This window comes from Streptomyces antioxidans, assembly GCF_000968685.2.
Taxonomy (GTDB): domain Bacteria; phylum Actinomycetota; class Actinomycetes; order Streptomycetales; family Streptomycetaceae; genus Streptomyces; species Streptomyces antioxidans.
The window spans coordinates 1-12,712 of sequence record NZ_LAKD02000098.1; the positions used below are offsets into that span (position 1 = coordinate 1).

General features: G+C 71.2%; 11 protein-coding genes and 1 tRNA gene. 8 read left to right on the top strand and 4 right to left on the bottom strand.

The features are described from left to right. Positions 1-200: 200 nt before the first annotated feature. A tRNA-Ala gene (locus VT50_RS29420) sits at positions 201-274 on the top strand. A gap of 67 nt (positions 275-341) precedes the next feature. On the opposite strand, the gene VT50_RS29425 is transcribed toward VT50_RS29420, so the two are convergent. Beyond that, the gene (locus VT50_RS29425) at positions 342-839 is read right to left on the bottom strand and encodes a Dps family protein (protein WP_046084891.1); all 498 of its coding nucleotides are present in this window, start codon (positions 837-839) and stop codon (positions 342-344) included. A 225-nt stretch (positions 840-1,064) separates the two neighbouring features. Here VT50_RS29425 and VT50_RS29430 point away from each other — a divergent pair, with 225 nt between their 5' ends. Together VT50_RS29430 and VT50_RS29435 are read left to right on the top strand one after the other, a co-directional pair. Next, entirely contained in the window at positions 1,065-1,424 is a 360-nt protein-coding gene (locus VT50_RS29430; RefSeq protein ID WP_143645295.1) for a hypothetical protein, read from the top strand. A gap of 217 nt (positions 1,425-1,641) precedes the next feature. After that, entirely contained in the window at positions 1,642-2,808 is a 1,167-nt protein-coding gene (locus tag VT50_RS29435) for a trypsin-like serine peptidase (protein WP_046084889.1), read from the top strand. A 61-nt stretch (positions 2,809-2,869) separates the two neighbouring features. Here VT50_RS29435 and VT50_RS29440 read toward each other — a convergent pair whose 3' ends face one another. Continuing rightward, a complete protein-coding gene (locus VT50_RS29440) occupies positions 2,870-3,451 on the bottom strand; it encodes a GNAT family N-acetyltransferase (RefSeq protein ID WP_078840588.1) in 582 nt (193 codons plus the stop codon). 63 nt (positions 3,452-3,514) lie between these two features. On the opposite strand from VT50_RS29440, the gene VT50_RS29445 reads away from it, so the two are divergent. Beyond that, positions 3,515-4,318, top strand: coding sequence for an exodeoxyribonuclease III (locus VT50_RS29445; protein WP_046084963.1), 804 nt, complete (start codon positions 3,515-3,517; stop codon positions 4,316-4,318). 65 nt (positions 4,319-4,383) lie between these two features. Here the strand turns inward: VT50_RS29445 and VT50_RS29450 are convergent, their stop codons facing one another. Further along, positions 4,384-5,085 (bottom strand): MerR family transcriptional regulator, encoded by a 702-nt coding sequence (locus tag VT50_RS29450; protein WP_046084888.1) that lies wholly within the window; start codon positions 5,083-5,085, stop codon positions 4,384-4,386. A 188-nt stretch (positions 5,086-5,273) separates the two neighbouring features. Between VT50_RS29450 and VT50_RS29455 the strand changes: the two genes are divergently transcribed. From VT50_RS29455 to VT50_RS29470, 4 genes are all read left to right on the top strand, one after another. Next, complete coding sequence (locus tag VT50_RS29455) at positions 5,274-6,803, top strand: flavin-containing monooxygenase (protein ID WP_046084887.1); 1,530 nt, start codon at positions 5,274-5,276, stop codon at positions 6,801-6,803. Then, a complete protein-coding gene (locus VT50_RS29460; protein ID WP_046084886.1) occupies positions 6,800-7,786 on the top strand; it encodes an alpha/beta fold hydrolase in 987 nt (328 codons plus the stop codon). Before VT50_RS29455 ends, VT50_RS29460 begins: the two co-directional genes overlap by 4 nt. Then, on the top strand, positions 7,783-8,715 hold the full coding sequence (locus VT50_RS29465) for an SDR family oxidoreductase (protein WP_046084885.1): 933 nt from the start codon (positions 7,783-7,785) through the stop codon (positions 8,713-8,715). Before VT50_RS29460 ends, VT50_RS29465 begins: the two co-directional genes overlap by 4 nt. A gap of 119 nt (positions 8,716-8,834) precedes the next feature. Further along, entirely contained in the window at positions 8,835-9,161 is a 327-nt protein-coding gene (locus VT50_RS29470; protein ID WP_046084884.1) for a hypothetical protein, read from the top strand. Between the two features lie 141 nt (positions 9,162-9,302). Here VT50_RS29470 and VT50_RS29475 read toward each other — a convergent pair whose 3' ends face one another. After that, complete coding sequence (locus tag VT50_RS29475) at positions 9,303-12,599, bottom strand: S41 family peptidase (RefSeq protein ID WP_046084883.1); 3,297 nt, start codon at positions 12,597-12,599, stop codon at positions 9,303-9,305. Positions 12,600-12,712: the final 113 nt, after the last annotated feature.

Here is a 12,712-nt window from a genome sequence, read left to right on the forward strand (position 1 = left end):
CGCATGACCCCGCCCCGGCCCCGGACCCGGTCGCCGCCCCACCCCGCGGCACCCGCGACCGAGGCCGCACCCCCCTCTTCGACCAGTACGCCGACGAGGACCGACCGCGTGCTGCCAACGAGTGACGGGCCCCTCACTGACCAGCGAGGAACGGATTACCAAGCACCCCGAAGGGGATGCTAGAGTTTCACTCGTTGCAAGGGCCTGTGGCGCAGACTGGTAGCGCACCTCGTTCGCATCGAGGGGGTCAGGGGTTCAAATCCCCTCAGGTCCACCGCAGCTCAAAGCCCCCGCCGGGGATTTCGGCGGGGGCTTTTTGGTGCCTGGTTTTGTGGTGGGGATCAGGCGGAGCGGTTTTCTGCGCTGACCATCCAGGCGTGTTTTTCGAGGGAGTCGATGATCGCGTGTAGGAGGTCGGCCGTGGAGGGGTCCTCGTTGTCGACCTGGTCGTGGAGGGTGCGGAGGGTGTCTACGGTGGCGCGCAGGCGGGCGGTGATGAGGTCGACGACGGCGGTCACGGTCGCCTCGCCCGCGGGGAACGCGGGGAGGGTGGTTGTCGCTGCCACGGTCTCGGAGCGGCCGTCTGGGACGGCGGCCAGGGCGCGCATGCGTTCGGCGATGGTGTCGGCCGACTCGCGGGCGTCGTCCACGATCTGATCCAGTTGAAGGTGCAGGTCCCGGAAGTTGTGGCCGACCACGTTCCAGTGGGCCTGCTTGCCCTGCAGATGGAGTTCGACGAGATCCACCGCGATCTGCTGCAGTGCTTGGGCGAGCTGTGGCGAGGCCGTGAAACCGGCGATATCGCTCTCCGAACGTCGGGAACCCCCAGAAGCGGCCATGGCGTGTCTCCTTCGAAAGCGCCGCGGAGCAGACCCCTGGCACAGGGGGCCCGTGTTCGTATGCGCTCCAGCCTTAAGGAGGTCGCTCCGCTCCGCCACCGCGCTTGATCCGCTCGGGTGGACGTCCGGCCGCCGGGGCGGGCAGGGGTGGATGAGTGCCGGTACCTAAGGAAAGTGAGTACCTGGGGCGATCCCGGGGCGTGCGGTGCGCGATTGGGTGGCACGGTGAACGAGACAGCTGCCGCGGGAGCGGGTGCCGACGAGGCGGCCGACGCCGCGCATGACCGTAGAGTCCGTACGGTGGCCAAGGTCGGGCTGGCGCTGCTGGTGCCCATGGCCGTCGTCAGTATCGTCCTCGCCCTCATGACCGAGCGGGCCGCCGATTGCGTCATGTATGGCAACCAGTGCTCGTCCGTGCCCGGCCCGGTGATCTTCGCGTCGTTTCTGGCATCCGCGGGTTTCGGGGTCTTCGCCGTCGGCTGTCCTCGGGAGCGGCTGCCGTTTCCCTCGGCGCGGTCGTGGGCGGTCAAGCTGCAGGGATCCGCCCAGGTCATGATGGCGATGTTGCTGCTGACGTCGCCCTGAGGGGTCGGGGGCGCGGGGGAGGTCGCGATGTCATGGAATCGTGCTTACCGCGTTCGTGTTTGGTGCGGGCCGGGGGACAGGTGATGGAGCTGGCCAGGGGCACCGGCATAGTAGATGCCCGGTCCTGTGGCTCCATGGCGTGAAAGCGCCGTAGGACAGAGGGCGGCACAGCACATCACAGCGCGACAACTGCACCACAACAGGGGGATAAGGCTCCATGCCACTCATACGCCATTCCACCGTGGCGGCCGCGGCCATGACCGCGCTGCTGGTGGTCTCCGCTTCGGCCTGTGGGCCCGGTGACGACGAGGCGGCTTCCTCGTCGAACTCCTCGGCCGCGTCCACGGGGCAGCAGGCCAAGGACGGGATCAAGCTGCCCGATGGCGTCCCGACGAGTCTGGGCGACTTGAAGAAGTGGAAGGAGGGCGGCTGGAAGGACTGGGACAAGTGGGCCCGCAAGGCATCGGAATTCGCCAATCCGATCATCAAGGACTTCTGGCAGCCCAAGAGGATGGCCAAGGCGAAGGACTCGTCGCACACCGTCTCCACGCAGAGCGCCGGTCAGGACCAGGCGGCCACCGACCCCGAGCCGCCCGCCGTGCCGGCCAAGCAGGTCTCGCGGCCGTATCACCAGAACATGGCGCCGGTCGGGAAGGTGTTCTTCGACAGCCCCGAGGGGCCGATGGTGTGCTCAGGCACGGTCATCGACGACCCGGCCCACCCGGGGAAGTCCAACCTGGTGTGGACCGCGGGCCATTGTGTGCACTCCGGTAAGCAGGGCGGCTGGATGCGCAACATCGTGTTCGTGCCCTCGTACAACGACAACGGGCTGTCGGCCGAGCGGACCCAGTCGGCGTCGCAGAACGAGGTCAACCCCTATGGCGTGTGGTGGGCGGACTGGTCGCAGACCTCGTCCGAGTGGATGGGGGACGGCGGTAAGACCGGCGGGGTGGGGTCGGCGTACGACTTCGCGGTGCTGCATGTGAAGCCCGAGAACGGCGGCGGGAAGTCGCTCCAGGAGACGGTCGGGGCCTCGGTGCCGGTGTGGTTCGGGTCGCCGTCGGCGGATCGGGTGAGCTCGATCGGCGCGTACGGCTATCCGCAGGCCCCGCCGTACGACGGGGCGAAGATGTTCAACTGCACCAGCAGGCCGGGTCGACTGTCGTTCTCGCCCACCTCGCCGACGATGTACCGGATCGGCTGCTCGATGACCGGCGGCACTTCGGGCGGTGGCTGGTTCGTCAACCGCGGCGGCAAGACGGTGCTGGTGTCCAACAGTTCGATCGGCTCCTACGGACACACCTGGCTCGCCGGACCGCATCTGGGGACCGAGGCGGAGGGCGTGTTCCAGGCCATCAGCAAGAAGTTCGCCGGTCGGGGCTGACCGGCTCGCAGATGTGTGACAGGTGGTGAGGGCCCGTTCCGGGTGCGGAGCGGGCCCCTCGTCACGGCCTTACGGATGGCATTTTGCGGGCCGTGTCCGTAAGGCCATCCGTGAAGCCATCCGTAAGGCTGGCCGCGCCCGCCGTGCCGGTGGCGTCCGTCGCGTCCGTAAGGAGCTTGCCGTAGCAGCGGCTGCTCTCCTCGAAGCGGTAGAACCCGAACTTCGTCACCGGTGTGTAGCCGGAGGAGGTGTACAGCGCGATGGCCTCGGGCTGCTCGGTGCCGGTCTCCAGGACCATCCGCAGCCGCCCCGCCTCCCGCGCGCTGTCCTCCAGCGCCGCGAGGATCCGCCGGGCCAGCCCCCGCCCGCGCGCCGCGCGCACCACGAACATCCGCTTGATCTCGGCGTCCCCGTCCTCGTAGCCCTCATCGCTGCGCTCTTGGCTGCGCCAGCCGCCGCTCGCGACCGGGGTGCCGTCCGTGTCGTAGACGATGAGGTAGAGGCCGTGCGGCGGGTCGAAGTGGGCCGCGTCCATATGCGTCAGATCCCCTACGCCGTCATAGCGCTCGGCGTACTCCACCTGCACTTCCTCGTCGAGTTTGCGGGCGTCAGGGTGATCGTAGCGAATGACTCGAACGTCCATGCGATGGATCGTACTTCCACGCAGGGGGAGGGGCCGTGGTTTTTGTCGCGTATCGTGCCGGGCGTGCTCACCGTGACGACCGTGAATGTGAACGGGCTGCGCGCCGCCGCCAAGAAGGGCTTCGTCTCCTGGCTGGACGGTACCGCGGCCGATGTGGTGTGCCTCCAGGAGGTGCGCGCCGAGCCCAAGGAGCTGCCCGAGGCGGTACGCGAACCCGATGGCTGGCATGTGGTGCACGCCCCCGCGGCGGCCAAGGGGCGGGCCGGGGTGTCGGTGTACGCCCGGCGCGAGCTGGAGGGCGTCCGGGTCGGCTTCGGGTCGTCCGAGTTCGACGGCAGTGGCCGCTATGTGGAGGTCGATCTGCCGGGCGTGACCGTCGGCAGCCTGTACCTCCCCTCGGGTGAGGTCGGTACGGACCGTCAGGACGAGAAGGAGCGCTTCATGGCGGAGTTCCTTCCGTATCTGAAGGAGCTGCGCGAGCGCGCGGCGGCCGGTGGGCGCGAGGCGCTGGTGTGCGGCGACTGGAACATCGCCCACCAGGAGGCCGACCTCAAGAACTGGAAGGCCAACCAGAAGAAGTCCGGCTTCCTGCCGGACGAGCGCGCCTGGCTGACCAGCGTCTTCGAGGAGGTGGCGTACGTGGACGTGGTGCGCGCCCTGCACCCGGACGTCGCCGGTCCCTACTCGTGGTGGTCCTACCGCGGCCGGGCCTTCGACAACGACGCGGGTTGGCGCATCGACTACCAGATCTCCACCCCGGGGCTCGCCGGGCGCGCGGTCAAGGCGGTCGTGGAGCGGGCGGCCGCCTATGACCAGCGGTGGAGCGACCACGCCCCGGTGACGGTGGCCTACGGCCCGGCTCGCTGAGGTTCGCGGGTCCCTGGGCCGGTGGGGCCACCGCCCCCTCCTCCGGTGACTCGCCGGTCCCGCGTTCACTGATCTTCTGAGGCACCGCCCCTGGGCGGTGCCTCGTCCAACTCCGCCTGCATCCGGCGGTTCATGGCCATCGTCAGTTCCGCGTCCACCGCGCTCGTGGCCAGTGGCCGCAGCCGCTCCACGGTCTCGCCGACGTCCTCGCCGCGCTCCACGGCGTCCGCCAGCACATGGGCGCGCAGCAGTGTGACGAAGGTCTCGGCGATCGCTTCCACATGCTCGCGCACCTCGCGCGCCGCGCCGAGCACGGCGGCCAGCGGGACGCCCTGCTCGACCAGGGCGTGTGAGACGTCCAGCAGGCGGCGGCTGAGGTGGACGATCTCGTCGCCGTCGACGGCCAGATAGCCGAGGTCGAGGGAGGTGCTGAGGTTTTCCGGGGTGACCTCGCCGTGGAAGTAGTCGGCTAGCGCCTCGGGCCTGAGCCGGACCGGGGTCTCGGCGGGCCAGGATGCGGCGCCGGGCAGCCCGAGTAGTTCGCCGACGTCCCGGCGACCGCTTTCGAAGGCGGCGAGCAGCTCGGCGATCCCGCCGAGGGTGTGGCCACGGTCCAGCAGGGCAGCGATGGTCCGCAGCCGGGCCAGATGGTGGTCGTCGTACCAGGCGATCCGGCCCTCGCGGCGCGGCGGCGGCAGCAGCTTGCGCTCGCGGTAGAAACGCAGGGTGCGCACGGTGATCCCGGCCTTCTCGGCCAGTTCCGTCATGCGGTACTCGCGTACCTCGTCCGCTTCGCTCGTCGCCACGGGGAAAGCCTATGCCGCGGCCGGTCGGGTGCGACCGCCGGTAACTTCGTTATCCACAGCCCCTACCGCTCGGTAGATCCCTGCCCTACGCTCCCATCGTGCCAGTGATTGCTGGCACGGTCGTATTCGCGTTCGTGGAAGGCGGCGGCATGGCTGGGCTGACGCATGAGCATGTACGGGTGGCGGTGATCGGGGCCGGATTCGGCGGGCTGGGAGCGGCGGTGCGGCTGCGCCGCGAGGGCATCACGGACTTCGTGGTGCTGGAGCGCGCGGACGCGGTCGGCGGGACCTGGCGGGACAACAGCTATCCGGGCTGTGCCTGCGATGTCCCGTCGCATCTGTACTCCTTCTCCTTCGCGCCCAATCCCGACTGGCCGCGGAACTTCTCGGGTCAGCCCCATATCCGGGCCTATCTGGAGCGGGTCGCGGACACCTTCGGGCTGCGGCCCCATCTGCGCTTCGGCGCCGAGGTGCGGTCCCTGCGCTGGGACACCGAGGCGGTGCACTGGGAGGTGGAGACGGCGCGGGGCTCGCTGACCGCCGATGTGGTGGTGAGCGCCACCGGTCCGCTCGCCGACCCGCGGATTCCGGACATCCCGGGGCTCGACGGCTTCCCCGGCGCCGTCTTCCACTCCGCGCGCTGGGACCACACCACCGATCTGCGCGGCAAGCGGGTGGCGGTGATCGGCACCGGTGCCTCGGCCATCCAGATCGTCCCCGCCATCCAGCGCGAGGTCGGCCGGCTCACCCTCTTCCAGCGCACCCCGCCCTGGGTGCTGCCGCGGATGGACCGCCGGATCAGCGGCCTCGAGCGCTGGTTGCACTCAAAGATCCCGGCCACCCGGTCGCTGCGCCGCGGGGTGCTGTGGGGCATCCGGGAGCTGCAGGTCGGGGCCTTCACCAAGCGGCCGGGCGAGATGCGGTTCGTGGAGCGGCTGGCCCGCGCCCATATGCGACGGGCCATCAAGGACCCGGGGCTGCGGGCGGTGCTGACCCCCGACTACCGCATCGGCTGCAAGCGCATCCTGCTCTCCAACGACTACTATCCGGCGCTCGCCCAGCCGCATGTGGACGTGGCCCCGACGGGGTTGAAGGAGGTGCGTGGCAGCACTCTGGTCGGTGCCGACGGCACCGAGACCGAGGCCGACGTGATCGTCTTCGGCACCGGCTTCCGCGTGACCGACATCCCCATAGCGCAGCGGGTGACCGGGGCGCGCGGGACGACGCTCGGGGAAGAGTGGAAGGGCGGGATGGAGGCGCTGCGCGGCACCAGCCCGGCGGGCTTCCCCAACTTCCTGACCATCATCGGGCCGAACACCGGCCTCGGGAACAGCTCGATGATCCTCGTCATCGAGGCGCAGCTGGCCTATCTGGCCGACTATCTGCGCCAGTTGGACACCCTCGGCGGCAAGGTCGCGCTGGACGCCCGGCCGTCGGCGGTGCGCGCCTACAACGACATGATCCAGGAGAGGATGGAACGAACGGTGTGGACCACCGGAGGCTGCGACAGCTGGTACCTCGACAACGGCCGTAACACCACCCTGTGGCCCGGGACGACATCCGAGCTGAGGAGGGTCACCCGGCGCGTGGACCTCGCCGAGTACACGGTGGTGCGGCCGCGCACCGGGCCGGTCAAGGCCACGGTGTCCACGGCAGACGCGGGGAGGGGGTCGCGGTGAGGCGGGCTCCTTCGCCGCCCCCGGGGCCGTATGTCCCGCCCGTGCCGGAGCGCGAGCTGACGGCCGTCTCGGCCGACGGGAGCCGGATCCATACGGAGCTGCACGGCCCCGAGGACGCCCCGGCCGTCGTGCTCGCGCACGGCTGGGTCTGCTCCACGGCCTTCTGGGCGCCGGTGCTGCGCGCACTCTCGGCCGACCACCGGGTGATCCTCTACGACCAGCGAGGACACGGCCGCAGCCCGGTCCCAGGACCCGGTGGCTATAGCGCCGAGGCCCTGGCCGACGATCTGGTGGCGGTGGTGGAAGCGGCGCTTCCGCCCGGTCGGCGGGCCGTGCTTGCGGGCCACTCCATGGGGGCGATGACGGTGATGGCCGCGGCCGACCGTCCCATGGTGCGCGAGCGCGCGGCGGCCGCGGTGCTGTGCAGCACCGGCGCCTCACGGCTGGTGGAGCGGTCCCGGATCGTGCCGCTGCGCTCCCCTCGGGCACGGGCGCGGGTGCACCGCCTGCTCCTCGGCTCACGCGCCCCGATGGGCCCGGTCACCCCCTTGGCCAAGCGGCTGGTGCGGTACGTCACGATGGGCCCCGGCACCGATCCGGCCACGGTGGAGGTGGCCGCGCGGATCCTGCACGCCTGCCCCCGCGTCGTACGCGCCGAATGGGGCCGGGTCCTGGCCGACCTCGAACTCGACGCGCGGGTCCGCCGGTTGACCACGCCCACGGCCGTCATCGTCGGCACCGCGGACCGGCTCACCCCGCCCGAGCACGCCCACGCCCTCGCCGCCGCGCTGCCGCACTGCACCGGCCTGACCGAGCTCCCGGGGCTCGGTCATATGACCCCGCTGGAGGATCCCGAGGCGGTCACCGGGGTGATCCGTGGCCTGGTCGAGGAGTACGGGACGTCCCGGGAAACCGACCCCCCAACCTCTGAGGCGCGGGAAACCGACCCCCCGACCTCCGAAGCGAAGGAGCAGACGGCATGAGTGCGCGCAGGGGCCTTGAGGGCCAGGTCGCGGTGGTGACGGGCGCGGCGCGGGGCGTCGGCGAGCTGCTTGCCCGCAAGCTCTCGGCACGCGGCGCGAAGGTCGCGCTGGTGGGCCTGGAGCCCGAGGAGCTGAAGCGGGTCTCGAAGCGGCTGCCCACCGACTCCGCCCACTGGCACGCCGATGTCACCGATGCCGAGGCGATGGCCCGGGTGGCGGAGGAGGTCGTGGAGCGGTTCGGCGCGGTGGACATCGTCTGTGCCAACGCGGGCGTGGCGCAGGCCGGTCCGTTCCTCGACACCGATGAGACGGCCTGGCGGCGGGTGATCGAGGTCAATCTGCTGGGCAGCGCCACCACGGCCCGCGCCTTCCTGCCCGCGCTGCTCGCCAGCCGCGGCTATCTGCTGCAGATCGCCTCGCTCGCCGCGATCGCGCCCGCGCCCATGATGACGGCGTACTGCGCGTCCAAGTCCGGGGTCGAGGCGTTCGCCCACGGGCTGCGGGCCGAGGTGGGCCACCGTGGGGTCCGGGTCGGCGTGGGCTATCTGAGCTGGACGGACACCGATATGGTGCGCGGCGCCGACCGGGACGAGCTGATGCGCGAGCTGCGGCAGCGGCTGCCCTGGCCCGCGGGCCGCACCTATCCGCTGGGCCCGGCGGTGGAGCGGCTGGTGGCGGGCATCGAGCGCCGGTCGGCGCATGTGTACGCGCAGTGGTGGCTGCGCGGTATGCAGTCGATGCGCGGCTATCTGCCCGCGCTCATCCACGCCGTGGGGCGGCGCGAGATGCGCCGCGCCGAGCCGCGGTTGGCGGCGACCCGGGACGAGCGGGGCGGTCTGGTGGGCGAGGGCGGCGCGGCGGACGAGAAGGCGCGCACGGCGGGCACCGTGGGCACGGAGCGCACGGCGGGCACGGAGCGTCACCGGTAACGCTCCGTCAACCGTGCTGACCTGGGCTTTCCTCGACTCCTTCGGTCCGGAATGCGGAGAAAGTCGACACATGTAACTCTTGTCGGGCCCGACGCCATTCACCCAATGAGGAGTGACACATGGGCCCCAAGGACCAGTCGAACGAGAAGGCTCAGCAGGCCAAGCGGAAGCAGCAGGGCGGGCGGAGCCAGGAGCCGCGGCGCGGCCAGCAGTCGCAGTCCGGTGAACGCATGCAGTCGGCTGAGCACATGCAGTCCGGTGAGCGCATGCAGTCCGGTGAGCGCATGGAGGAGCGCGCCCGCCGGGAGCCGGGGCAGGAGCAGCAGCGCCGTGGCCAGCAGGACCGGCCGGAGGCCCCCGGGCAGTCCCAGCGGATGGGCCGTGAGCGCCGTCAACCGGGCATGGGCGACGAGACGATGGACCAGGAGCCCTTCGAAGAGATGTGACGCCCAGTGGGGCACCCAGAGGGCGCCCGCACAGCGCCGCATAGGGCGGGAGGGGCGTATTCCCATGGCTGACCATGGGAATACGCCCCTGCACATCACCGTGTCCGTGCGCCTCCGGCGCCCCTCGGGTCCGCCGCGTGCTCAGTCCCCGTTGCGCGGGGGCAGTTGAGGGCGGCGCAGGTCGGGAACGTCCGAGTAGTCCGGTGGGGTCGCGGCCCCGTGCCGCTCCAGCAGATCGAGCGCCGTACGGACGGCGACCCCCAGCTGTGGATGGCGACCCTCCGCCCAGTCCACGGGGGAGCGCGGTGCCTCGATGTCCGGCTCCACACCGTGGTTCTCCACGCCCCAGCGGTAGGCGTCGAACCACGCGGCGTTCATCGGCACCGTGATCGAGGTGCCGTCGCCGAGGCGGTGACGCCCGGTCATCCCGACCACCCCGCCCCAGGTGCGCAGCCCCACCACCGGACCGATGCCCTGGATCTTGAAGGCCGCGGTGATCATGTCGCCGTCGGAGGAGGTCGCCTCGTCGGCGACCGCGACGATCGGCCCGCGCGGCGCGTTGCTGGAGTACGACACGGGCTGGGCGTTGCGGGTCAGGTCCCAGCCCATGACCTTACGGGTGAGCTTCTCCACCACCAGCTCGCTGATGTTGCCCCCCGCGTTGCCCCGGACGTCCACGATCAGCGCGGGCAGCGACATCTCGCGGCGCAGGTCGCGGTTGAACTGTGCCCAGCCGGAGCCGCCCATATCGGGGATGTGGAGATAGCCGCACCGCCCGTCGCTCAACTTCCGCACCACGGACCGGCGCCGGGCGACCCAGTCCTGGTAGCGCAGCGGCCGGTCGTCGATCAGCGGCGAGACCGCGACCCGGCGCGGCGGCCCCCCACCGTCCGGCGGTTCGAAGGTCAGCTCCACCGTGGTGCCGCCCGCGGCCGTCAGCAGCGGGTACGGACCGGCGACCGGGTCCACCGGACGCCCGTCGACATGGGTGAGCACGGCGCCGTCCCGGATGCCCAGACCGGCCAGCGGTGAGCGGGCCCGGGAGTCGGAGGACTCACCGGGCAGGATGCGGGCCACCGCCCACCGGCCGTCCTTGGTGCGGGTGAGGTTGGCGCCGAGCAGCCCGATGGGGCGCTGGTAATGGGACGGCCCCTCGTTGCGCCGCGCGGCGTTGACATAGGCGTGCGAGGTGCCCAGTTCGCCAAGGGTCTCGCGGAGCAGATCGGCGAACTCGTCGGGTGAGGCGACCCGTTCGACCAGCGGACGGTACTGGTCGAGCACCCCGGCCCAGTCGACCCCGCACATCCCCGGGTCCCAGTAGTAGTGGCGGGTGATGCGCCCGGCCTCGTCGTACGCCTGCCGCCACTCGGCCGCCGGATCGACGGTGTGCTGGATCCGCCGCATATCGAGGTGGACCGTGGAGTCGCTGTCGCCGGACTCGGTGGCGGGCATCGCGCGCAGCTCGTCGTCGTCGTAGGCCACCAGCCGGGTGCCGTCGCCGCTGACCACGAACCAGTCGAGCTCACCGGTGAGTTCGCTGCGCTTGGCCTTCGTCAGGTCGAAGTGTTCCAGGGTGGGGCGGTTCGAGGTCTCGCCCGGATTGGCGAACGTCTCGCCGAGCACGCCCGAGATCGGCCACCGCAGCCACACCAGTCCGCCGCCGCTGACCGGCCTCAGCGAGGAGTACTTGGACGCGGAGACGGGGAAGGCCGTGACCCGGCTGGCCAGCCCCTCCACCTCGACCGTCACCGTGCCGTCACCGTCGCCCTCGCCCCCGCTGACGTCCGGGTCAAGACCGCCCGCCGCCGGGCGCCCCTCGGGGGACAGCGCGAAGGGCGAGGGGGTGGCCGAGGAGAGCGGTACGAGATAGGGGCGGCAGCCCAGCGGGAAGGAGAGGTCGCCGGTGTGGACGTCGTAGACCGGGTCGAAGCCGCGCCAGGAGAGGAAGGCGAGATAGCGGCCGTCGCTGGTGAAGACCGGCTCCTCGTCCTCGAACCGCCCATTGGTCACATCCACCGTGGTCCGGTCGGCCAGCCGCGCGATCTTGATCGAGCGCAGGGTGCGCCCTATCCCGGGGTGGGACCAGGCGAGCCAGGCCGAGTCGGGGGCGAAGGCCAGGTCGCCCACCGGGCCGTTGTCCGACCGGATCAGCTCGGTGACCCCGCCGTCCCCGTCGGGGGAGGTGTCCACCAGCAGCAGCCGTCCGTCGCTCGCGGCGACCGCGAGCAGGTCGCCGTCCGGCGAGGGCTCCAGCTCGTGCACCCGGCCCAGTTGGCCCCCGGCCAGCCGGCGCGGCTCGGTGGGTCCGGCGGCCCGGGGCAGATGCGCGATCTCGATGGCGTCCTCGCCCTCCGCGTCGGTGAGGTACGCGACCCGGCCGGTGGAACCCAGCATCACGGGCAGCCGCACCCGGACGCCCGGGGTGTCCGCGAGGGTGCGGGCGGGGCCGTCGCGGTGGGTGAGCCAGTACAGACTGCCGCGGACGCACACCGCACTGGCCCGGCCGGTGGTGTCCACCGACAGCGAGTCGATGTGCGAGGCGGCGGGCACCTGGTAGGGCCGCCGTCCGGTGCGCGCGCCGCCGAGCCGTACGTCCAGCTTGCGCGGCTCACCGCCCGGGCTCAGGTCGTCCACCAGCCACAGCTCGCCCGCGCACTGGTAGATGACGCGGGAGCCGTCGGTCGAGGCGTGCCGGGCGTAGAAGTCGGCGTGGTCGGTGTGGCGGCGCAGATCGGTGCCGTCGGGCAGACAGGAGTAGAGGTTGCCGATGCCCTCGTGGTCGGAGAGGAAGGCGATCCGGCCGCCGACGAACATCGCCGCGTCCAGATGGCCGTTGAGCCGTTCCGCGAGCCGGGTGCCGTGCAGCCACAACCGGCCCGTGGCGCCGCCCCGGTAGCGCTTCCAGGTGGCGGGCTCATGCGGCGGCTTGCCGGTGAGCAGCAGGGTGCGGCGCTCGCCGTCGAGGTCGGCCATCGCGATGTCGGCCACCGGCCCCCAGGGCAGCCGCCCGCCGGGGCTGCCGTCGGTGGGCAGGGTGTAGGCCCAGGAGAAGTGGGAGAACGGCTGCTCATGGGAGGAGATCGCGAGGATCTGGGAGGCGCCGTCCTGGTCCGGCGGGGTCCAGCCGCACACCGTGGCGTCCGTACTGCCCCAGTAGGTCAGCCGGCGGGCCGGGCCGCCGGCCGAGGGGACCAGATAGATCTCCGGGTCGAGGCTGCGCCAGGTGGTGAACGCGATCTGGGAGCCGTCGGGGGAGAAGCGGGGAGGGCCGACGCGGGTGCGGTCCACGGTCAGCCGCCACGCTCGCCCGGGTGGCCCGCCCGGGGCGGTCAGCGGGGCGACCCACAGATCGTCTTCGGCCGCGAAGCACAGCAAGTCGCCGTGCAGATGCGGAAATCGCAGGTACGCCAGGTAGTCGTCGCATGCGTAAGGCTCCACCCACCCATGTTTTCGAGCTACGCCATGTGGAGCAACTCGGTTGTGTGACCGAGGCCACGATCGAAACGGTGCGGTTTCGTTAGGGCCGGGCTTATGCTGAGGGAGTACGAAAC

Bases quoted from the DNA above. Each gene is read 5' to 3' on its own strand.
- VT50_RS29465 (WP_046084885.1), top strand. From the start codon at position 7,783: ATGAGTGCGCGCAGGGGCCTTGAGGGCCAGGTCGCGGTGGTGACGGGC.
- VT50_RS29425 (WP_046084891.1), bottom strand. From the start codon at position 839: ATGGCCGCTTCTGGGGGTTCCCGACGTTCGGAGAGCGATATCGCCGGT.
- VT50_RS29470 (WP_046084884.1), top strand. From the start codon at position 8,835: ATGGGCCCCAAGGACCAGTCGAACGAGAAGGCTCAGCAGGCCAAGCGG.
- VT50_RS29450 (WP_046084888.1), bottom strand. From the start codon at position 5,085: ATGACGGAACTGGCCGAGAAGGCCGGGATCACCGTGCGCACCCTGCGT.
- VT50_RS29440 (WP_078840588.1), bottom strand. From the start codon at position 3,451: ATGGACGTTCGAGTCATTCGCTACGATCACCCTGACGCCCGCAAACTC.
- VT50_RS29455 (WP_046084887.1), top strand. From the start codon at position 5,274: ATGGCTGGGCTGACGCATGAGCATGTACGGGTGGCGGTGATCGGGGCC.
- VT50_RS29435 (WP_046084889.1), top strand. From the start codon at position 1,642: ATGCCACTCATACGCCATTCCACCGTGGCGGCCGCGGCCATGACCGCG.